Here is a 20,161-nt window from a genome sequence, read left to right on the forward strand (position 1 = left end):
AGTGCCCCCCGACGATCAGAACCAGCGCGTGCACGGCCAGCAGGCAGCACAGCAGCGTGGTGAGCGGGAAGCGGCGCCAGAGCACCGCCAGGAGCGGCAGCGCGCCGATCACCCAGAAGGTCTCCAGGATCCAGGTGAGCCGGTCGTAGGGACGCAAACCGGAGACGACCAGAGCGAGGAGGACCACGGCGGCCAGGACCAAGGGCAGTCGCCGGGCGGCGGAAGCAGGAGTCATGCGATCAGCATCGGAAGCGGTGGGGGGGCGAGGCACGGCACAGGACCGGAAACGCCTACATGGCCGGCACCGGTCGTCGGCACCCTTCAGAGCTGACGGCGTCGGCGTTCAGTACATCTTCGTGGTGGTGCGCTGGACGGTGGTGGGAGTCAGGCGGACGCCGTCGGTGGTGACCCGGTGGCCGCGGGTGTCGGTGACCCGTACGGCGAAGGGGCCCCGGCCCGCGCCGGACTCGGTGATCCAGTAGTTGTAGTCGGCCCGGGCCAGCTTGCGCCACGCGCCGCCGGCGGTCTTCACCTCGACCGAGGCGAGCGGGTTGCCGTGGTCGATGACCAGCAGGGCCAGCCACCACTGCGACGAGCCCTCCTTGACGCGGAAGGAGAGCGGCTTGCCGAGCTTCGGGTTGGCGGCCGGGCTGTAGGTGACCCCGACCATGCCCTCGCCGGGGTCCGCGACGCGGGCGAAGGCCTTACGGCTGAGGTCGATGTGCCCGGCGGGGCACTCCGGGCACTGGTCGACGACCTTGACCCGCACGGAGCCCTTCGGCCCGGTGACGGTGAGGTAGCCGCCGCAGGCTCGCGCGGCGCGGTACTCGGCGGGGGAGAGCGCGACGTAGAGGTCGCCGGCGGGAGGCGACGGATAGGAGCAGTTGCCGCCCCCGGACCGGAGCCGGTAGAAGGTCGCCTTACCGCTGGTCGCCTTGCCCTTGATCGTCTTGCCCTTGGTCGCCTTACCGCCGGCCGTCTTCGCGGACGCGCCGGTGGACGCGGCGCTCTCCCGGCTCCGGGTGGAATCGGCCAGGGCGGAATCGGCCAGGGCGGAGGCAGGGAGGAGCGAGGTCGCGGCGAGCGCGGCGGCGAGAACGGCTGTTAAACGGCGCATTCCGGTGTTCCTCCCGTATGTGATGGATGTGACAATAGCGAGATCGGTATATCTCGGTACGGTAAAGCGGCAGATCTTCCGTGATATGTCCGGGAAATAGCCGGTTATTGCCCTGGATGTTCAGGCAGCGGAAATCGGCACTCGCGCCGTCCTGTGCCTACGGGCCGGTCGCGGGCAGCTGATGCGAATCGGCTGACGCCAGGTGGGCGCTGATGCTCTCGACGTCCACCCCCGTCTCCTCGGTCCGGTCGATGCCGAGGGCGGACATGATGGTCAGGGCCTCGGTCCAGTGGCGCCGGGCGTGGCGGGGCCGGCCGAGCGCGGCGTGGGCGTGGGCGAGGCCGTCGTGGGCGCGGGCCTGGTCGCTCGGCTGGCGCAGGTCCGAGGCCAGGACCAGCGCCTGGCTGTGACAGTCGAGCGCCTCATTGGCCTGGCCGCGGGCATGCTGCAGCCGGCCCAGGCCGTGCAGGGCCTCGAACTGCCAGTTGCTGTTGCCGATCTCGCACGCCAGGCGGAGGGCCTGCTCGTAGCAGTCGTACGCCTCCTCGTACCGCCCCTGGAGGCGGTGCAGATGGCCCAGGCCGTTGAGGCTGTCGAGCTCGCCGAGCCGGTGCCCGGTGCCGCGGGCCAGGCCCAGGGCTCGCGTGAAGTAGTCGGTGGCCGGGCTGTGCGCGTCCTGCCCGAGGTGGATGAAGCCGATGCCGAGCAGCGCGCGTAACTCGCCGGTGCGGTGGCCGATCGAGCGGGCGAGGACGAGCGCCCGCGCCAGCTCGTCGGCGCTCCGCTCGTACCACCCCATGATCCGGTGGACGTTGCCGGCGGCGATCAACGCGTCCAGCTCACCCGTACGGTGGCCGATCGCCCGGGCGATGTCCAGCGCCTGCGCGAAGTGCTCGGCGGCCCGCGCGTACTCTCCCTGGAACCCGCGGACCATGCCGATGCCGTTGAGCGCCCGTAACTCGCCCGCCCGATGGCCGATGGCGCAGGCGATGGCCAGGGCACGGGAGGAGTCGTCCAGGGCCGCTTCGTACCGGCACTGCATCTGACGGATCTCGCCGAGCCCGAGGAGGGCCTCCAGCTCGCCCGTACGGTATTCGGCGGCCCGGGCCGCCGACAGCGCCCGCTCCAGGAGCGCCTCGGCCTCGGCATAGCGGCCGCGGGTGCGCAGGCACCGGTGCAGGGTGGCCGACAGGTGCCGGACGTGTTCGGGGAAGCCGTGCTCGGCGGCCAGCTGCGCGAGGCTGAGCAGGTTGGACAGCTCGGCCTCGAGCCACGCGGCGGCGTCGGCCACCGCGGGCGGCGCCACCTCGCCTGGCGCGAGCCGCGGCCGCATGTCCGCCTCGTAGGGATAGAGCAGGTCCATCGCCGCCGACGCGGCGCGGCTGTAGTGGTTGAGCAGCCGCGCCGACGCGGCGCGCCGGTCGGACTCGGGCTCTTCGCCGGCGGCCCGTTCGGCGGCGTGTGTCCTGATCAGGTCGTGGAACCGGTAACGCCCGGGGACCGGCTCCTGCAGCAGGTGGACCTCCAGCAGCCGGTCCAGCAGCGTCGCGGCCTGCTTGACGGAGGCGGCCGGCGGCGCGGCGGCCGCGTCAGGGGCGAGGTCCGGGCTGGCATGCGCGTCAAGGGCGAGGTCCGCGCCGGGATGTAACCCCAGCAGCGCGGCGGCCGCGTCGGGCGCGAGGTCCATGCCCGGATGCAGCCCCAGCAGCCGGTACGCCCGCCGCTCGGCGGCGGTGAGCTCCTGGTAGGACAGGTCGAGCGCGGCGGTGACGCTGTGCTGCCCGGCGCGCAGCTCGCTCAGCGGGTGCTGGTGCTCCTCCAGCCGCTGCAACAGGTGCCGCACGCTCCAGGCCGGATGGGCCTTCAGCCGGGCCGCGGCCAGGCGGATGGCCAGCGGCAACAGCCCGCACCGCCGTACGACCGAGGCCAGCACCTCCCGCGGCACCCCCGCGACCCGCTCCTCGCCGGCGGTGCCGGTGAACAGCGCGATCGCGTCCGCGAGCGGCAGCACGTCGACCGACACCGTACGGGCGTCGTCCAGCCCGACCAGCCGCCGCCGGCTCGTCACCAGCACCAGACAGCCGCCCGCACCCGGCAGCAGCGGCCGCACCTGGGCCTCGTCGGCGGCGTTGTCCAGGACGATCAGCATCTTCCGGTCGGCCAGCACGCTGCGATAGAGCGCGGCCCGGTCGTCGAGGTGCCGCGGGATCGACTCGCCGGGCACGCCCAGCACCCCCAGCACGCGGGCGAGCGCGTCGGCCGGGTCGGCCGCGGCGATGCCCCGCGTGTAGCCGTGCAGGTCGACGAACAGGTCACCGTCGGGAAAGCGCGGCGCGAGCTGGTAGGCGGCGTGCACGGCCAGCGCGGTCTTGCCCACCCCCGCCATGCCGTCGATGGCGGTGACCACCACCGTGGCCGCGTCACCTACGTCGTCGAGAACGGCCAGTTCCCGTGCCCGGCCGACGAACGCCGCCACGTCGGCGGGCAACTGCCGCGGTGTCGGTCGCGGTGTCGGCCGCGCTGCGGGCCGAGCGCTCTCCGGCAGACCGCTCGCGGCGCGCGTCAGAACGGACACCTCCGCGGCGTCCAGGCCCAGCGCCTCGGCCAGCGACCGCACCGACGCGCTGCGCGGCCGCCGCAGCTCGTCCGCCTCCAACCGGCGGACGGTCCGGACATTGAGCCCCGCCCGCGCCGCCACCTGCTCCTGGGTCAGCAGCGCCCGCTCGCGCCAGCCCCGTAACAACTCGCCCAGGCCCGGCCCTCCGACCGGACGGCCCGCCTCGGCGCCGTCGCGTGCTCCTGACGGCATGAACCCATCTCCCCATGGTCAGCTGTCCGGATCAGCAACGAGCCTATGTCATTTCCCCATCGGCCCGCTGGCCCTGGAATAGGCGCTACAGGAGGGTGTCGCGCGCGTAGGCGGCGGCCTCCGTGCGGTTGCGCACGCCGATCTTGGCGAAGGCGTTGTTGATGTGCGTCTTGACGGTCGTCTCCGCGATGAAGAGCGCCGAGCCGATCTCCGCGTTGCTCAGGCCCCCGGCGACGAGCCGCAGCACCTCGACCTCCCGTACGGTCAGCCCGTCGGGACACGCCGAGACCGGCGGCGGCGCGGCGCGGGAGAGCGCGTCCACCAGCCGGCGGGACACCGCGGCCGAGAACGTCGACTGCCCGGCGGCGGCCGAGCGCAGGGCGGCGGCGATCTCCGCGCGCCCGGCGTCCTTGGTGAGGTAGCCGCGGGCCCCGGCCAGCAGGGCGGAGTCCACGGACCGGTCGTCGTCGTACGTCGTCAGCACCACGACGGCCACCTCCGGATGCGCGCGGGCGATCCGCCGCGTGGCCTCGACGCCGTCCATCACGGGCATGCGCAGGTCCATGAGCACGACGTCGGGGCGCACCTCGGCCACCAGGCGCAGGGCCTGTTCGCCGTCCCCGGCGTCGCCCACCACCTCCACGTCGTCGACCAGGTCCAGCAGCGCCACCAGGCCCTCGCGCATGAGCTGCTGGTCGTCCACGACCAGGACCTTCATTCCGGCACCTCCGCCCGTACCTCCCACAGGCCCCCGACGGTCCCGCGCTCAGCGTCCCGCCCGCGAGCGCCAGCCGCTCGCGCATGCCCTGCAGTCCGTGCCCGGACGACGGCCCCGTGCCCGTGGCCGCGTACGGATTGCGCACCACCAGCCGGACGGCGCCCTCACCGTAGCCGATCTCGACCGTGACCGGCTCGCCCGGCGCGTGCCTGGCGGCGTTGGTCAGCGCCTCGCGTGCCGTACGCAGCAGGCAGACCTCCGCCGCCGGGGTGATCGGCCGCCGCGCGCCGGTCGTACGCAGCTCGGCCGGCGCCTCGTGGTCCCTGCGGTGCTCGGTGACCAGCAGTCTCAGCGCGTCCGGCAGCGGCGGCACGTCCTCGCGCAGCGCCGCCACCGCCGAGCGGGCCTCGACCAGCCCTTCCCTGGCCAGCGCCCGCGCCCTGCGGACGCGCGCCACCGCCCCCGCCACGTCGCCCCGTTCGGTGAGCATGGCCTCGGCGACCTCCAGCTGCACCCCCAGGGCGCCGAGGGAGTGCGCGAGCACGTCGTGGAGCTCCCTGGCGATGCGGGTCCGCTCGTCGAGCGCCATGGCCCTGGCCCGGTCGTGCTGGGCCTGCCGGTACTGGCGCCGCTGGAGCGCGAAGAGCACGGTGAGCAGCACGACCGTTCCCCGGACCACGATCGCCGATCGCGGCTGCTCCCACCAGAGCAGGCTGCCGACCATGAGCGCCAGGTCGGTCACGGTGACCGCGACGATCGCCGCCATGCTCGGCGTCATGTGCGCCGCGAACAGCAGCAACATCGCGAACACGAACACCGTGGGCGCCGGCTCGGCCGACCCCGAAACCGACGCCGCGACCGCCGAGCCCGCCGCCAGCGCGGCCACGGCCACGCGCGGGAACCGGCCGTCGAGCAGGACGAACGCGAGCCAGCACGCCATGGACCCGCCGAGCGCGGACCACAGCAGCGGGGGGACGCGATCGGGCTCGGCGGCCACCAGCGACCAGGCGAGGACCAGGCTCAACAGCAGCCTGACCAGGCGGCCGGTCTCGGGGTCGTCGGCCGCCAGGAGCCGTACGACCCGCCCCCACACCTCCCGCATCGCCTAGCGCGAGTCCTTCAGGGTCAGAATCATGTCCACCAAGATAAGCCGGAAGGCCACGAATCCGACGACCACCAGCAGCGCCACGACGACGATCGCGAGCAGGAACTTGCCGTTCATCTTTCCCCCGTTGGCGTCCAGGAGCCGGTGCAGCAGTTCGAGCCAGAGGCTGCCCGGTCGTCCAGAGTGCTTGTCCATACCCGGGACGGTAGGGACGGGGCGGGGTGGAGCGGCACCTCCGAAAGGTGGAGCGTGGGGTGGAGCCGCTCTGTCGACGTCGGCTGCGGGGCCGGGCATTACGCGGCAGAGCTGCTGGCCCGCGGGGCCGAGGTGGTCGGTGTCGACGGGAGCGCCACGCTGCTGGGCCACGCGCGGGCGCGGGTGGGGGAGCGGGCCGAGCTCGTGCTGCGCGATCTGGAGGAGCCGCTGGACTTCGCCGATGACGCGTCGTTCGACGGGGCCGTGTGCGCGCTGGTGTTCCCCCACGTCACCCGTCGCGCGCAGTTGCTGGGTGAGCTGCGCCGGGTGCTGCGGCCCGGAGGGTGGCTCGTGGTCTCGACCGGCCATCCGACCGCCGACTGGCAGCACTTCGGGGGCTCGTACCACTCCGACGACTGGGTCGAGCTCCCCGTGGGCGACGGCCCGTTCTCCATCCGCTTCCAGCGGATGTCGCTGGAGGTGTTCCTGGGGGAGCTGCTGGCGGCCGGGTTCGTCCTGGAGCGGGTCGTCGAGCCGCGCCCGGTGGCCGCCCTGCGGGAGATCGACGAGGCCGCCTACGGCAGGCTGAACGAGCGCCCGCCCTTCCTCGCCGTCAGGCTCGTACGCCCTTGACCGCGGCCTCGAGGGTCGTCAGGCTCGTACGCCCCTGACCTCGGCCTCGCGCGCCGTCAACCGGGGCGGCGGTCAGACGGTCGCGGGGGTGAGCTTGCGGGACGGGGTGAGCCGGTTGCGGACCCATGAGGCGGCGGCCGCGGCCGGCCAGAAGCGGCTCGCCAGGTTGCGCGCGGTGATCCCGGCGCGGGTGGCGGGGACCATCATGGCCGCGGCCGTCGCGACGTTCCCCTGGCGCGGGTCCACCAGGGTGCGGTGCTGGGCCTCGTACCGCGCGAAGGCCGATCGGGGGTCGGCGGGGGTGGCGGCCAGCTCCTCGGCGAGGGTGTAGGCGCCGGCCATGGCCAGGGTGGAACCGTCGCCGAACAGCGACACCGACGAGGCGGCGTCGCCCAGCAGCGCGACGCGCCCCTCGGCCCAGGAGTCGAGGCGCACCTGGCTGACGGAGTCGAACCAGAGGTCGTCGGTGGCGCGGACCTGGTCCAGCAGCTCCGGCACGCGCCACCCGTCGCCGGCGTAGGCGTCGGTCAGGATCCGCTTGTGCTGCGCGAGGTCGCGGTGGTTGAAGCCCCGCACCTCTGGGTGGCGGAAGATGAAGGCCGCAAGGGCCCGGCCGTGGACGGGGTGGACGGAGGCCAGCCGGCCGGGGGCGTTGTGCAGGACGACGTCCCGCTGGTTGTAGGCCGGGCCGTCGAGCTGCATCGTCGCGACGTAGAGGCCCATGTGGCGGACGAACTCGGACTCGGGCCCGAAGGCCAGCCGCCGGGTCGTCGAGTGCAGCCCGTCGGCTCCGATCACGAGGTCGAACCGGCGCGGCGCGGCCTTGTCGAAGGTGACGTCCACGCCGTCGCCGTCCTGGCTCAGCGCCGTCATCGTGTCGCCGAACATGACCTCGGCCGAGTCGCGGCTCGCCTCGTACAGGATCGCCGCCAGGTCGGTACGCGTCACCTCCACCTCCCGGCTGCCGGACGCCTGCTGCAGCGCCCGCATGTTGACCCGCCCGACCTGGCGGCCGGAGGCGTTGACGAAGCTCATCGCCGTCACCTGCGTGGCCGCCTCGCGCAGCCGCGGCATCACGCCCATGCGGTCGGCCACGCTCACGGCGGGGCCGCGGACGTCCACGGGGTTGCCGCTGGAGCGCAGGCCCGCGGCGCGTTCGACGACGGTGGGCCGGAAGCCGCGCCGCGCGAGCCAGTACGCCAGCGTGGTGCCGCCGATGCCGGCTCCGGAGATCAGGACTGTCGGTTCGGCCTTCATGACTCGCTCCTTGGGGTTGCCGTGGTTTCGACGTGACCATATGACGAGATTTGAAAGTTAGTCAATTGCTAGTTGATGAGTTGACCAGATTTCGTATTTGGTCATATGGTCTTCCGGTGAGTGCCGAACGACTCCGCGACCCGCGGCAGCGCGCCGAACGGGCCGCGCGGATCCTCGACGTGGCGGCGGACCTGCTGCTGCGCCACGGCTACCGGCGGGTGACCATCGACGACGTGGCCGCCGGGGCCGGCATCGGCAAGGGGACCGTCTACCTGCACTGGAAGACGCGGGAGCAGCTGTTCGGCGCGGTCTTCGCGCGCGAGGTGCTCCGGGCGATGGACGAGCTCCGCCAGGCGCTCCGGGACGATCCGCGGGCCTGTTTGCTGCACCGGTTCGCGCGCGCCTATTTCCTGGCCATCGTGAACCGGCCGCTGCTGCTCAGCTTCCTCCTGGCCGACCCCGACCTGGTCGGCAAGCTGACCAGCTCCCCCGACCCTGCCCGCGACGAGCGGCACGGCGCCATGGCCCACGACTACCTGGGGCTGCTCGCCGGGCACGGGCTGCTCCGCGACGACATGAGCGTCGATGAACTCGGGTACGCCTACCAGGCGACGTTCGAGGGGTTCCTGCGGGCCGGAGGCGCCTCGGACGGCCGGGAGCGGCGGGCGGACCTGCTCGCGCGTACCGTCCGGCGGGCGTTCGAGAGCGAGTCGGCGGTCCCCGACGCCACGTTGCGAGAGGTCGCCGCGGCCGTGGTCGCCCTGCTCGGCGATCTGATCGACGCCGACCGCACCGAGTCCGGCATCCCCGAGGAGTAGAGCGCCGGGCCTGGTCCGGCCGGGTGCCCGCGGCGCCTAAGCGCGGGTCCGGCCGGGTGCCCGCGGCGCTTGAGTGCGGGTCCGGCCGGGTGCTCGCGGCGCTTGAGCGCGGGTCCGGCCGGGTGCTTGAGCGCGGGTCCGGCTGAGTGCTCGCGGCGCTTGAGCGCGGTACGGCCGAGTGTCCGGAGCGCTCAGGGCTGGTCCGCCCCAGCGCCCGAGGCGATGCCGAGTTGGTCGAAGGGCGCGCCGACGCTCGGCCACAGCGCGGCCGGGTCGTCCCCCGCGACCTCGTGGCCGGCTTGGTAGCAGGCAGGCACCACCTGCGAGGCCGGCGCGGAGGTCTCCGCCGAGGTTCCTTGCTGCCGCAGGAGCTCGCCGGCCGGCTCGACGGGTCAGCGGCTTCTGGCTGGTGAACGCCTTCGCCCACCCGGAGGTCCTCGCCAAGGCGTACATGGAGATGTCCGGGCAGGTCGCGGCGGGTGAGCTGCGCGTGGTCCGCGGCGGCGACCACCCGATGTCGGAGGTACGGCGCGTGCACGCGGACCTGCGTGGCCACCGCACCGTCGGCAAGCTCGTCCTCGACCCGACAAGATAGAACCGATCGGTTCGATCTCTGTTAGAATCCTGACTTGTGGCGACATATGTCTTGATCCCCGGGATGTGTCATGGCGGCTGGTGCTTCGACGAGCTCGCCGGGCAGTTGCGGAGCCGGGGGCATCGCGCGTACCCGCTGACTCTGACCGGCATCGCCGAGCGCGGCCACCTGCTGACCGGCGGGGTGAACCTCGACACGCACATCCAGGACGTGACCGGCGTCCTGGACGCCGCGGACATCACCGGAGCGATCCTGGTCGGCCACAGCTACGGCGGGATGGTGATCACCGGGGCCGCCGACCGCGCGCCCGCGCGGGTGCGCGACCTGGTCTACCTCGACGCCGTCGTGCCAGGCCACGGGGACTCCTGCTGGAGTCTCGTCACCGAGCGGGAGCGGCGGTGGTACGCGGACGTGGTGGACAGCGGTTACGCGACCCGGCCGCTGCCGTTCTTCGACCCGCGCGCCACGGGCCATCCGATCGCCTCGCTGCTCCAGCCGCTACGGCTCACCGGAGACCTCGGGCACGTGCGCCGCAGGGAGTACGTGTACGCGGCGGGGTGGGAGGGGGAGTCGCCGTTCACCCCCGTCTACGAGCGGCTGCGCCGCGACCCGGCATGGACGACGCACGCGCTGGCCGCCGCGCACAACCTCATGCGCGACGCGCCGCAGGACCTGCTGGAGATCCTGCTCGACGTCGCCTGACCGGCCACCCGGCCGGGGAAATCAGGATCCCGGTGTCAGGGAGTCCACGAAGCGCGACATCCCGGCCAGCCACCGGTCGGGGTTCTCCGCCTTGCGGTGGACGAACTCGGCCACCTCCGGGTGCGGGAAGATGTGGAAGCGCTCGGCTTCGAGGCCCTCGACGACCGCCGCGGCCACGTCCGACGGGTCGAGGATGGCGCCCGAGGCGGCCACGGCCCTCGCGGTCAGATGCTCCTCCTCCAGGCCCTGCTCCAGCATGCCGGTACGCACGCCCTGCGGGCACAGCACGCTGACCTTGACGCCCCGCGAGGCGTAGTGGATGGACCCCCACTCGGCGAACGCGATCGCCGCCGCCTTCGTCACCGCGTACGGGGCGTCGCCGGGGCAGCTGATCAGGCCCGCGGCGGAGCAGGTGTTCAGCAGGTAGCCGCCGCCTCGGGCGATCATGGAGGGCACGACGGCGCGGGCGGCGTACACGTGGGCCAGCACGTTCACCGCGTACAGGCGGCTCCACTCCTGGTCGGGGGCGTCCAGGCCGTGGCCGCCGATGATGCCGGCGTTGGAGCAGAACAGGTCGACCGGGCCGAACGGGGTCTCGGCCAGGGCGGCCACCTCCGGCTCCGAGGACACGTCCACGCGTACCGCGGTGGCGCGGTCGCCGATCTCCTCGGCCACCGCGATCGCCCCGGCCTCGTCGAGGTCCGCGACGACGACCCCGGCCGCTCCTTCGGCGGCGAACCTGAGCGCCATCGCCCTGCCGATCCCGCCGGCCGCGCCCGTGACGACGACGACCTTGTCCCGTACCCGCATCTGCACTCCTTCGATCCCGAGCGCGTCCGCCCGCTCCGGCCGGCACTTCCCCCCGGCGCCGCCCTTCCGAACCCACCCTGAGCGCCTCCCGCCGCGAATCCACCGCCCGGGAACAGGCGATATGGGCGGCGAACCCCAACAATTAGAGCGCGATTCTACTGCGGCTCAGGGCGATCAGATGAGAGGTTTCTCATCTGGGCTTCAGCGTGGTCTCCTCGAAGGGCGTCAAGGTCAAGGTCATGAAGCATCGGGGAACGTTGGTCCTGTTCGCCTTGGCCGCGGCGCTGGCGGGGTTCATGTCGGTGGGGCTGGTGCGCGCGGCCGACAGCGAGCCCGATCTGGGTGAGGCCGTCGTGGTGTCACACACGCCCGCGCTGGGCGAGGCCGGCATGTCGGCCCCCGCGGGGAGCGGCGCCCCCGGGCCGGGCTCCGGCCCGGCGATCCCGGGCGCGGGGGCAGACCTCACCCCGGGCGCGAAACCGGAGCTCACCCCCGGCGCGAAACAGCAGCCCACGCCGGGCGCGACACCACCGCCGGCCACGGGCCCGGTGTCACAGCCGGCCGCCGACGCCGGATCCCGGCCCGCCGCCGACGCCGAACCCCGGCCCGCTGCCGGTGTGCGGCCCCAGCCCACCACGGGCGTGAAACCGAGGCCCACCGCGAGCGCCAAGCCGAAGGCCGGCCCGAGCACCGCCCCGAGACCCGCCAGGAGCACCGGGGCGCGCGACGGCGACGATGCCGCGGCGCGCGGGAGCCTCGTGCGGCCCGCCCCGCGCCAGACCAGGGCCGAGCCGGTCAGACCGCCGGCCCCGAGGCCGGGTGGCGGTGACGATGACGACGAGGGTGGCGGTGGCGGTGGCGGTGGCGGTGGAGACGACGATGACGCCGACGACTGACCAGGCGATCGCATGCGGGTGAGCGCCCGTGCCCGGATCGTGGGCTGGATGCTCGCCGTCGTCGGCCTCGCCCTCGCCGTCTCGATCTTCGCGACCTGGACCATCCTGCTGGCCCGTCTCGACGACCGTACGAACCTCGAGCTCAGCAACGAGGCGGAGAAGCTGCGCCGCTACGCCGCGACCGCGCGCGACCCGGAGACCGGCCGCACGATCACCGACGTAGGAGACCTGCTCACCGGATATCTGGCGCTCAACGCGCCCGACAGGTGGGAGACGTTCTTCAGCATCGTCGACGGCAAGGCCGACAAGATCACCGCGATTCCGCCACCCGTACGCCTCGACACCGACGACGCGCTGGTCACGCGGCTGGCCGCGGCCACCAAGCCCGGCGGCGGTGAGATCCAGAGCCCGAATGGAACGGTCCACTACGCGGTGATCCCGGTGACGGTGAAGGCCGACCCCCGCCCGGGCCACTTCGTCGTGGCGATCCTCTACGACCGCCACCGCGACGAGATCGTGGACGCGGTGCGGGTCCTCGGGCTGTCCGCGCTGGCGGCGCTGGCGTTAGCGGGGGCGGCCGGGTGGTTCGTGGCGGGGCGGGTGCTGGCGCCGGTCCGGCTGATCGGCCAGACGGCCGAGCAGATCAGCGACTCCACCGATCTCACCCGCAGGCTCGACGTGCCGGGCGACGACGACGTGGCCGCGCTGGCCGCGACGTTCAACCACATGCTCGACCGGCTCGAGAACGCCTTCGTCGTGCAGCGGCACTTCATGGACGACGCCGGCCACGAGCTGCGCACACCGATCACCGTCATCCGCGGCCACCTGGAGCTCATGGGCGACGATCCGCGCGACCGTGCGGAGACGCTCGCCCTGGTCACCGACGAGCTCGACCGGATGAACCGCATCGTCGAAGACCTCCTCACCCTCGCCCGGGCGGAGCAGCCGGGCTTTCTCGACATCCACGACGTCGAGGTGGCCGACCTCACGGTCAGTGTCGTCGCCAAGGCCCGCGCGCTCGGCAACCGGCGCTGGCGGGTCGACGAGGTGGCCGAGGCCCGCGTGCCCGCCGACCGCCAGCGGCTCACGCAGGCGCTCATGCAGCTCGTGGCCAACGCCGTCCGCCACACCACCGACGACGACCTGATCGCCGTCGGCTCCGCCGTCCGCGACGGATGGGTCGAGCTCTGGGTACGCGACAGCGGCCCCGGGGTGGCCCCCGCGGAGCGCGAGCGGATCTTCGGGCGGTTCGTGCGCGGCGCGGGCCGCACCGTGACCTACGAAGGCGCAGGTCTGGGCCTGGCCATCGTCCGATCGATCGCCGAGGCCCACGGCGGCAACGTCAAGGTGACGGAGGCGCAGGGCGGCGGCGCCCGTTTCGTCATGTCCATCCCGCTGTGGGAGCTCTGGAGGCTGGGATGAACCGGATACTGATCGCCGAGGACGAGGCCAGGATCGCGTCGTTCGTGGAGAAGGGGCTGCGGGCCAACGGCTTCGTGACCGCCGTGGTGGCGGACGGGGTCGCGGCGTACGATCTGGCCTGCGCGGGCGGGTTCGACCTGCTCATCCTGGACATCGGGCTGCCGTTGAGCGACGGGTTCACGGTGCTGCGGAGGCTGCGGCAGTCCAGGGTGGCCCTGCCAGTGATCATCCTGACCGCCCGCGACAGCGTGAGCGACACCGTGGCGGGGCTGGAAGGCGGCGCGGACGACTACATCGCCAAGCCCTTCGCCTTCGAGGAGCTCCTGGCCAGGGTGCGGCTGCGGCTGCGCCTGCGCGCCGACCGCACGCCGGAGGTGACCGTGCTGCGGGTGTCGGACCTGTCGCTGGATCTGCGTACGCGGCGGGCCTACGTCGGGGACCGGGTGGTGGACCTGTCGACCAGGGAGTTCGCGCTGGCGGAGATCTTCTGCCGGCACCCCGACCAGGTCCTGACGCGCGAGCAGCTCCTCAGCCACGTGTGGGGCTTCGACTTCGACCCCGGCTCCAACGTGGTGGACGTCTACGTACGCTACCTACGCCGCAAGATCGGCGCCGGCCGCATCGAGACCGTCCGCGGCACCGGCTACCGCATGAGAGCCGCCTAATCATCACCTCACTCTCGCCTCACCCCGCCCCGGCAAGCTGTTCTCAGCAGCACCGACGGAGGGAGCGCCGTGACAGCCGGACTGGTAATGGATCTCGCGTCGATCGTCGCCCTGGCCTACGGCCTCTACTACCGGCGACATCATCGACGCGACCTGCTCTTCGCCTATGTGGCACTCAACGTGGGCATCTTCGCGGTGGTCTCGCTCCTGCTCGTCCAGCGCGTGGACGTCGCCGTCGGCTTCGGCCTGTTCGGCGTGCTGTCCATCATCCGCCTGCGCTCCAGCGAGATCACCCAGCAGGAGATCGCCTACTACTTCATCGCCATCGTGCTGGGCCTGGTCAACGGCATCGCGGGGGCGTGGCCGCTGACCGCCCTCCTGCTGGACGCCGTCCTGCTGGCGGTGATGTACGTCGCCGACCACCCGTCCCTGCTCGGCCGCACCCGCCACCAGGTCATCACCCTGGACGTCGTCCACTCGGACCCGGACCTGCTCCGGGTCGACCTGGAGAGCCGCCTGCGGGCACACGTCCTGCACTGCGTGGTCACCCAGATCGACTACGTCCGCGACACAACGGTGGTCGACGTCCGCTTCGTGACCCCTGCCCAACGGGCCGGCGTCCGCTGAGTCCCGTGAGTCCGGAGTCATGCAGAAAGTGGTGGAGGTGCGGTGATGGGTGAGTTGGACGCGGATGTGCTGCTGGCCGGGATCGCGGCCGAGGTGGCGCCGATCGGGCTCGGGGACGTGCCGGAGCTGATGAGCCGGGTCGATCGCAAATACATCGTGACGGCCGCCACCATGGCGGCACTCGCGGCCGAGCTGGGAGACCGGCTCGCCGTGCTGCGCATCGGGGCAAGACGCCAGTTCCGCTACACGTCGACCTACTTCGACACGCCTGACCTGCTCACCTTCCACCAGCACCGGCAGGATCGGCGGCGCAGGTTCAAGCTGCGCACCCGCACCTACCTGGACGGGGGCGGCCGGTGGCTGGAGCTCAAGCTCAACGGCGCCCGTGGCAGCACCGACAAGCACCGCATCCCGTACGACGACGCACCGGGCCGGACGCTCACCCGGGAGGCGTCCGACTTCGTGCGCGACACCCTCCTCACCGAGCTGCACCTCATCGCCCCGGAGACGCTGGGGCCGGTGCTGTCCACCGACTACAGGCGGGTGACCTTCATCGACCCCTCGGGCGCGGCCAGGCTCACCTGCGACACGGGCCTGCTCTGCCACGACGGACGCTCCAGCGCGCCGGCGCGCCGCGACCTGGTGCTGCTGGAGTCGAAGTCCGCCGACGGGAAGGCGCTGGTGGACAAGGTCCTGCGCCGGCTGGGGGTGCGGCCGGTCACCGTGAGCAAATACTGCCTGGCGGTCGCGGCGCTGCGGCACCTGCCCGCCAACCGCTGGCACCCGGTGCTGCGGCGCTATCTCGTCCTTCGTCCCGAACCAGGCGTCCAACGCCTGACGGCCAGGGCCTCGGCAGGGTGCTGGAGCCAGGCGGCCGCGCGAGGAGGCAGGCGGGTTTGCGCATAGCAACAGCGGCTTACGGGGTCCAGGCCGGGTCCCGGCCGATGATGCCGAGGAGGCGGTCGAACTGCGGGGCGCTGTCCGGCACTTCCACCGGCGGGCCGAAGGCGCCGCGTTGCCGGCCCATCTCCGCCATCTGGTCGGTGAAGCGGAGTGCCCGCGAGACGGCCTCGGGGTCCGGCTCGTAGTCCTGGCCGGTGGCCCTGGCCAGGTCCCAGCCGTGTACGACCATGTCGACGAGGTACATGTGGGCCAGCGTGGTCATCGGCAGGCCCATGGCGGGGCTGGTGCCCTCCCACGCCTCGGGGCGCGCCCAGGCGGCCAGCGTGCGCTCCGCCCGCTCGGGGAAGTCGCCCGCGTACGGCTCCTGCTCGGTCATCTCGCCCTGACGGCCCAGCGACTCGAACAGGTCCGCCACCCACTCGAGGTGGTTGATCAGGTCCTTGACGTCGAACTTCGCGCAGGGCGTCGAGCCCCCGAGCTGCTCCGGCCGCACCGCGCGGACCAGCCCCGCGGTCCGTTCGGTGGCATGCGTCATCAGCGGCATCATGTCATCCATGGCAGCCATGATGCCCCGCCCGCCCCAGGCGCGGCTTGTAGAAACGCGACAGCGCGGCTGGGTCGATCCGTACGCGGGGCTCGACGCCTTCGATTTCTTCCGGCAGGCGCCATCGGCGGAGATTGCGGCGTTCGTGGAGCACTTCTGGGTCGTCACCTGGACCGACCTCGCCGAGCCGTACGAACAGCGCATCGTCTCGCACCCCACCGTGAACCTGACGATCACCGAGGACTTCCACCAGTTCGCGGGGGTGATCAAGGGCGGGTTCTCGTACACGATGCGGGGCAGCGGCCGCGTGCTCGGCACGCGCTTCCGCCCGGGCGGCTTCCGGCCGTTCCTCGGCGCTCCGGTGTCGCGGTTGACCGACCGTTTCGTGGAGATCGGCGAGATGTACGGCGCGGCGGGCGCCTGCCTGGTCGAGCAGGTTCTGGCCGAGCCCGACGCGCGGGCCGCCATCGGGCTCGTCGAGAGGTTCCTGCTGGGTCTGGGACCGCAGCCGGATCCGCTGGCCGAGGAGGCCGCGGCGCTGGTGGCGATGGCCGAGAACGACGTCTCCTTGACCAGGGTCGATGAGCTGGCCGCCAGATCGGGGCGGTCGGTGCGCTCGTTGCAGCGGTTGTTCCGGGACTATGTCGGCATCGGCCCCAAGTGGGTGATCCGCCGCTTCCGGCTGCACGAGGCGGCGGAGCGGGTCTACGAGGGGCTGGACCTCGCGACGCTGGCCGTCGAACTCGGCTATACGGATCAGGCTCACCTGACCCGCGACTTCACCGCCGCGGTCGGGATGCCACCCGCGGCCTACGCCCGCCTCAGAGGATAGGCACGGACGTTAATCGACGAGGTGATTTGCCGGGGTTCGGGGGGTTTTATGGGAATTGTGGGTTTCTGCGCGTCCGAGAGCATCCCGGCCAGCGTAGCCGCTGCTCACGCGTTCGTGCCGCGAATCTGATGGGTACGGTCGTCATATGCTTGAGCGCATTCACGAGATATCGGGAGTCTTGCTAAGCGCGGACGGATATCTTGACGATTTCTGGCCGAATTTCCGGAACATTGATGACGTGTTCTGGAAGCTCCAGCGTATTCAGCGCTTCGAGGCCGGGGAGCCGAGTTGGCTGGCGATGATGGACGGCGACTGGGAACGCTCGCTCAAGCTGGTCGACGACACGGGCGACGGGGGCCGGAGCAGCGCCTACCCCTGCCGGCGGATCCGGATCGTCGAGCAACCCGTCACCCCTTACCTGCAGTGGGAGATGCACGTGCTGGCGCTGCGGGTGGAGGTGGCCGAGCAGGTGCGGGTGCTCGACGCGGGGGAGGTGTCCGACCTGGAGATCGACCGGCGCCTGCCGGAGCTCGTCGTGCTGGGGTCGTCCGTCATGTACGAGGTGACGTACGACGCCCGCGGCACCCACAGCGGCGCGAGGCGGATCGACGACCCCGATGTGATCGCGGCCTGCCGGGGCGAGCTCGACAAGCTGTTCGCGGCCGGGGAGGACTTCCAGGCCTACTACGAGCGGGAGATCGTGCCGATGCCGGCTCCCCGGGTGACGGCCGTCTGAGGCCGCCACCCTCGGATGACGGCCGTCACAGGGGCAGGCCGCCGGTGGCGGAGCTGGTGGAGCCGGTGGCCCGGTAGGCGGCGATGGTGCGTTCGGCGATGCGCATCTGGTGGATCTCGTCGGCGCCGTCGGCGAAGCGGGCCCAGCGGGCGTGCTGGAACATGCCGGCCAGCGGCGTGTCCGTCGAGTAGCCGAGCGTCCCCTGCACCTGGATCGCCCCGCCCCCTTGCACTGGTACAGCTCCGTGACTCCTCCGCTCCCTGAAGGGAGCGGCTTCTCGCTAAGCCGCTTGCGCAGCCTCGCGAAGGGCAAGCCCTGCCCTCAAGATGTTGGTCGCCGCGTTCACGTCGGCGTGCGCGGAAAACCCGCACGCCGTACATCGGAAGACGGCTTGGGTGACACGGTTGTCCTTCGCGCAGTGCCCGCAGCGCGAGCACGTACGGGAGGTGTTGGCGGGGTTCACTGCGATCAGCTCTCGACCGGCGCTTTCAGCCTTGTGCGAAAGGATCGTCACGAACGCGGACCAACCCGCGTCGAGAATGCTCTTGTTCAGCCCGGATTTAGCCGACTGGCCGTTAGCCAGGTAGCCGCCTTCGCGGTCCGGTTTCGGCGCGGCACGCCGGGTCATGCCCGCGACGTTCAGCGCTTCGTGCACGATCACGTCGTAGCCGCGAACCAGCGCAAGCGCGGCCTTGTGCGCCGAGTCGAGGCGTTGCCGCCGCACCTTGGCATGCAGGGCCGCCACCCGCGCGACGGCCTTACGGCGCCGCTGGGATCCTCGTTTCTTACCGGCGAGCTCCCGCTGGGCCGCTGCCAGACAGCGCGCGGAGGTGGCAAGGTGCCGCTGGTTGTCGAGGTGGTCGCCGTCGCTGATCGTGGCCAGCCAGGCGACACCCATGTCAACACCCGCAACCGCGCCCGTGGCGGGAAGGGTCTGTGCGGGCACCTCATCGCACGACAGCACGACGAACCAGCGGGCGCCTTCCCGCTTGATACTGATCGTTTTGACGGTGCCCAGCACACGACGGTGCCGGTGCACCCGCACATGCCCGACGCCCTGCAACCGCACGTAGGTCGCCGTCGGGTGCTCGGGTTGGGAGTCCCACCGGCAGCCGTCGCCGTCCTTGGGCCACTGGACCGTGTCGAACCAGCCCCGCCCCTTGAACCGCGGGAACCCTGGCGTGCGGCCTGCTTGGACGCGGTCGAAGAACGCCCGGTATGCCTTGTCCAGCCTGCGCAGGGTGGCCTGCTGGGAGGAGAACGACCACCGGCCCTGACCGTCGGAGTCGTCGGCGCGGATGTGCTTCAGCTCCGCCGACTGCTCGCCGTAACGCACCCTCACCCCGGCTTTGCGGTAGGCCGTACGGCGGTGTTCGAGAGCCGCGTTGTACAGCTCCCGGTGGTCTTCCAGGCACTGCGCGAGCGCGGCGGCCTGCTTGCTGGTGGGGCGCAGCAGGAACTTGAACGACCTGCGCACACCCCACCTCCCACGCTCGGTAACGAGACCACCACGGTATCGGCTGGCACCGACAAACCCGGAAGGAAAGCTGTGACGCGCGGACCTGACAGGTCAAGGCACGCTCGGTCCTTGGCGGCCCTCCCGCTCCCGATTCCCCCGTCGTCTAAAGGCGACGGTTCCTCGAGAGACTCTGATGGCCATACCCGCCACCGTGTCACGGCCGGCGGAGCGGCGTGAAGGCCCAGGACATGCGCGGCTCCACGGCCCAGTGGAAGACCCTGCGCACCGGCGGCGTGCAGAGCAGGGTGGCGGCGGCCACGCCGAGCAGGATCGACAGCGGCACGCCCAGCTCGAACCGCTCGGCGACCTTCACCACGAACCCGTGGAGCAGGTAAGCGTACATGGTGGCCGAGCCCAGCCCGCTGAACCACGTGTGCCGCGCCGGGGTCACCGCCAGGAACGCCGCCACCAGCACCGCCCCCGCCAGCAGCAGCCCCAGCCGCACGGCCGTGCCGGTGAGGTCGTCCACGTGCAGCGCCGAGTTGGGCAGCCGCCACCTGATCCACTCCGTCGGCACCTGGTCGTGCACGAGCAGCGCCGCCGCCAGCCCCAGCCCGAGCGTCAGGAAGCCGGTCAGCCGCATGTACGGCCTGCGCAGCCACGCGAAGTGCTCCGGCTTGAGCATCAGCCCGAGCACGTAGAACGGCAGCAGGGCGAACGTCCGGTTCATGGCCAGCTCGCCGGGCAGCGCGCTCAACCCGGTCAGCAGCGACAGCGCGACCGCGATCGCCAGCGGCCACCTGAGCTGCTGCCACACCGGCGTCGACAACCGCCACAGGAACAACGACAGCAGGAACCAGGTCAGGTAGTACGGGTCCAGCAGGGTCAGCTCGAACTTCCCGTACAGGATCAGCCGCGGCAGCGAGTACGCCACCTCGAAGATCAGGTACGGCACCGCCAGCGTGGAGATGAGCTTGCGCGCCTTCCCCGCCGAGAACGTGAACCGGCGCGACAGATAGCCGCTCAGCACGATGAACAGCGGCATGTGGAAGACGTAGACGTAGAAGTAGAGCGCGTGGGCGAGGGGATGATCCCGCTGGTCCTCGATGAGGTGACCGCACACCACGAGCAGGATGGCCAGGTATTTGGCGTTGTCGAAGAACGGGTCCCTGGCGGTCACGGACCGGGCGTCAAGGGTGGCGGGAGAAGTCACAGGCCCTCCTCCGTCGGACCTGTGACTTCAGCAGTGCTGTGTCCATGGGCTCGTTCGCTGCGCTCACTCACAGACCCCGCACCCTAGCCACCGAGCGCGTAACCG

Annotated in this window: 21 protein-coding genes and 3 pseudogenes; 11 read left to right on the forward strand and 13 right to left on the reverse strand. The window is 71.8% G+C overall.

What is annotated here, in order from left to right; translation table 11 throughout:
- Positions 1 to 25: 25 nt before the first annotated feature.
- The 6 genes and pseudogenes from H4W80_RS64775 to H4W80_RS43555 all read right to left on the reverse strand — a co-directional run.
- Positions 26 to 235: pseudogene (locus tag H4W80_RS64775) on the reverse strand (DUF2238 domain-containing protein); the annotation flags it as partial.
- Positions 236 to 343: 108 nt separating this feature from the next.
- Positions 344 to 1,117, reverse strand: coding sequence for an expansin EXLX1 family cellulose-binding protein (locus H4W80_RS43535; protein WP_192790406.1), 774 nt, complete (start codon positions 1,115 to 1,117; stop codon positions 344 to 346).
- Between the two features lie 157 nt (positions 1,118 to 1,274).
- The gene (locus tag H4W80_RS43540; protein WP_192790407.1) at positions 1,275 to 3,926 is read right to left on the reverse strand and encodes an ATP-binding protein; all 2,652 of its coding nucleotides are present in this window, start codon (positions 3,924 to 3,926) and stop codon (positions 1,275 to 1,277) included.
- A gap of 85 nt (positions 3,927 to 4,011) precedes the next feature.
- Positions 4,012 to 4,644: a response regulator gene (locus H4W80_RS43545; RefSeq protein WP_192790408.1), complete on the reverse strand. Its 633-nt coding sequence runs from the start codon at positions 4,642 to 4,644 to the stop codon at positions 4,012 to 4,014.
- 433 nt (positions 4,645 to 5,077) lie between these two features.
- Positions 5,078 to 5,746 (reverse strand): annotated as a pseudogene (locus H4W80_RS64780) (histidine kinase); the annotation flags it as partial.
- Between the two features lie 3 nt (positions 5,747 to 5,749).
- The gene (locus tag H4W80_RS43555) at positions 5,750 to 5,944 is read right to left on the reverse strand and encodes a hypothetical protein (protein ID WP_185079465.1); all 195 of its coding nucleotides are present in this window, start codon (positions 5,942 to 5,944) and stop codon (positions 5,750 to 5,752) included.
- A 54-nt stretch (positions 5,945 to 5,998) separates the two neighbouring features.
- On the opposite strand from H4W80_RS43555, the gene H4W80_RS43560 reads away from it, so the two are divergent.
- Positions 5,999 to 6,577 (forward strand): class I SAM-dependent methyltransferase, encoded by a 579-nt coding sequence (locus tag H4W80_RS43560; protein ID WP_318787326.1) that lies wholly within the window; start codon positions 5,999 to 6,001, stop codon positions 6,575 to 6,577.
- 72 nt (positions 6,578 to 6,649) lie between these two features.
- On the opposite strand, the gene H4W80_RS43565 is transcribed toward H4W80_RS43560, so the two are convergent.
- The gene (locus tag H4W80_RS43565; protein ID WP_192790410.1) at positions 6,650 to 7,834 is read right to left on the reverse strand and encodes an FAD-dependent monooxygenase; all 1,185 of its coding nucleotides are present in this window, start codon (positions 7,832 to 7,834) and stop codon (positions 6,650 to 6,652) included.
- A gap of 116 nt (positions 7,835 to 7,950) precedes the next feature.
- Between H4W80_RS43565 and H4W80_RS43570 the strand changes: the two genes are divergently transcribed.
- On the forward strand, positions 7,951 to 8,652 hold the full coding sequence (locus H4W80_RS43570) for a TetR/AcrR family transcriptional regulator (RefSeq protein ID WP_192790411.1): 702 nt from the start codon (positions 7,951 to 7,953) through the stop codon (positions 8,650 to 8,652).
- A 191-nt stretch (positions 8,653 to 8,843) separates the two neighbouring features.
- On the opposite strand, the gene H4W80_RS63060 is transcribed toward H4W80_RS43570, so the two are convergent.
- Positions 8,844 to 8,969: a hypothetical protein gene (locus H4W80_RS63060; protein ID WP_264086238.1), complete on the reverse strand. Its 126-nt coding sequence runs from the start codon at positions 8,967 to 8,969 to the stop codon at positions 8,844 to 8,846.
- Positions 8,970 to 9,034: 65 nt separating this feature from the next.
- On the opposite strand from H4W80_RS63060, the pseudogene H4W80_RS43575 reads away from it, so the two are divergent.
- Together H4W80_RS43575 and H4W80_RS43580 are read left to right on the forward strand one after the other, a co-directional pair.
- A pseudogene (locus tag H4W80_RS43575) lies at positions 9,035 to 9,247 on the forward strand (zinc-binding dehydrogenase); the annotation flags it as partial.
- A gap of 36 nt (positions 9,248 to 9,283) precedes the next feature.
- Positions 9,284 to 9,949 (forward strand): alpha/beta hydrolase, encoded by a 666-nt coding sequence (locus H4W80_RS43580; protein WP_318787327.1) that lies wholly within the window; start codon positions 9,284 to 9,286, stop codon positions 9,947 to 9,949.
- Between the two features lie 21 nt (positions 9,950 to 9,970).
- On the opposite strand, the gene H4W80_RS43585 is transcribed toward H4W80_RS43580, so the two are convergent.
- Positions 9,971 to 10,759, reverse strand: coding sequence for an SDR family oxidoreductase (locus H4W80_RS43585; RefSeq protein WP_192790413.1), 789 nt, complete (start codon positions 10,757 to 10,759; stop codon positions 9,971 to 9,973).
- A 239-nt stretch (positions 10,760 to 10,998) separates the two neighbouring features.
- Here H4W80_RS43585 and H4W80_RS43590 point away from each other — a divergent pair, with 239 nt between their 5' ends.
- The 5 genes from H4W80_RS43590 to H4W80_RS43610 all read left to right on the forward strand — a co-directional run bounded on the left by H4W80_RS43590 (position 10,999) and on the right by H4W80_RS43610 (position 15,275).
- Positions 10,999 to 11,655 carry a hypothetical protein gene (locus tag H4W80_RS43590; protein WP_192790414.1) on the forward strand — a complete coding sequence of 219 codons (657 nt, stop codon included), beginning with the start codon at positions 10,999 to 11,001 and terminating at the stop codon, positions 11,653 to 11,655.
- 18 nt (positions 11,656 to 11,673) lie between these two features.
- Positions 11,674 to 13,077 (forward strand): sensor histidine kinase, encoded by a 1,404-nt coding sequence (locus H4W80_RS43595; protein WP_192790415.1) that lies wholly within the window; start codon positions 11,674 to 11,676, stop codon positions 13,075 to 13,077.
- Complete coding sequence (locus tag H4W80_RS43600; RefSeq protein WP_192790416.1) at positions 13,074 to 13,742, forward strand: response regulator transcription factor; 669 nt, start codon at positions 13,074 to 13,076, stop codon at positions 13,740 to 13,742. The genes H4W80_RS43595 and H4W80_RS43600 overlap by 4 nt, the downstream gene beginning before the upstream one ends.
- 87 nt (positions 13,743 to 13,829) lie before the next feature.
- Positions 13,830 to 14,369, forward strand: a complete 540-nt coding sequence (locus H4W80_RS43605) for a DUF4956 domain-containing protein (protein ID WP_192794076.1) — start codon at positions 13,830 to 13,832, stop codon at positions 14,367 to 14,369.
- Positions 14,370 to 14,414: 45 nt separating this feature from the next.
- The gene (locus tag H4W80_RS43610) at positions 14,415 to 15,275 is read left to right on the forward strand and encodes a polyphosphate polymerase domain-containing protein (protein WP_192790417.1); all 861 of its coding nucleotides are present in this window, start codon (positions 14,415 to 14,417) and stop codon (positions 15,273 to 15,275) included.
- Positions 15,276 to 15,285: 10 nt separating this feature from the next.
- On the opposite strand, the gene H4W80_RS43615 is transcribed toward H4W80_RS43610, so the two are convergent.
- Positions 15,286 to 15,828 (reverse strand): TIGR03086 family metal-binding protein, encoded by a 543-nt coding sequence (locus H4W80_RS43615; RefSeq protein WP_192790418.1) that lies wholly within the window; start codon positions 15,826 to 15,828, stop codon positions 15,286 to 15,288.
- Here H4W80_RS43615 and H4W80_RS43620 point away from each other — a divergent pair.
- Positions 15,827 to 16,648 carry a helix-turn-helix domain-containing protein gene (locus tag H4W80_RS43620; protein ID WP_192790419.1) on the forward strand — a complete coding sequence of 274 codons (822 nt, stop codon included), beginning with the start codon at positions 15,827 to 15,829 and terminating at the stop codon, positions 16,646 to 16,648. The genes H4W80_RS43615 and H4W80_RS43620 overlap by 2 nt on opposite strands.
- 145 nt (positions 16,649 to 16,793) lie before the next feature.
- Complete coding sequence (locus tag H4W80_RS43625; protein WP_337960010.1) at positions 16,794 to 17,384, forward strand: DUF6879 family protein; 591 nt, start codon at positions 16,794 to 16,796, stop codon at positions 17,382 to 17,384.
- A gap of 25 nt (positions 17,385 to 17,409) precedes the next feature.
- Here H4W80_RS43625 and H4W80_RS43630 read toward each other — a convergent pair whose 3' ends face one another.
- The 3 genes from H4W80_RS43630 to H4W80_RS43640 all read right to left on the reverse strand — a co-directional run bounded on the left by H4W80_RS43630 (position 17,410) and on the right by H4W80_RS43640 (position 20,056).
- Positions 17,410 to 17,616, reverse strand: a complete 207-nt coding sequence (locus tag H4W80_RS43630) for an acyl-CoA dehydrogenase family protein (protein WP_318787328.1) — start codon at positions 17,614 to 17,616, stop codon at positions 17,410 to 17,412.
- A gap of 48 nt (positions 17,617 to 17,664) precedes the next feature.
- A complete protein-coding gene (locus tag H4W80_RS43635; protein ID WP_192790421.1) occupies positions 17,665 to 18,861 on the reverse strand; it encodes an RNA-guided endonuclease InsQ/TnpB family protein in 1,197 nt (398 codons plus the stop codon).
- Positions 18,862 to 19,057: 196 nt separating this feature from the next.
- On the reverse strand, positions 19,058 to 20,056 hold the full coding sequence (locus H4W80_RS43640; RefSeq protein WP_192790422.1) for an acyltransferase family protein: 999 nt from the start codon (positions 20,054 to 20,056) through the stop codon (positions 19,058 to 19,060).
- Between the last annotated feature and the right edge of the window lie 105 nt (positions 20,057 to 20,161).

It is taken from the genome of Nonomuraea angiospora, assembly GCF_014873145.1.
In the GTDB taxonomy this organism is placed as follows: domain Bacteria; phylum Actinomycetota; class Actinomycetes; order Streptosporangiales; family Streptosporangiaceae; genus Nonomuraea; species Nonomuraea angiospora.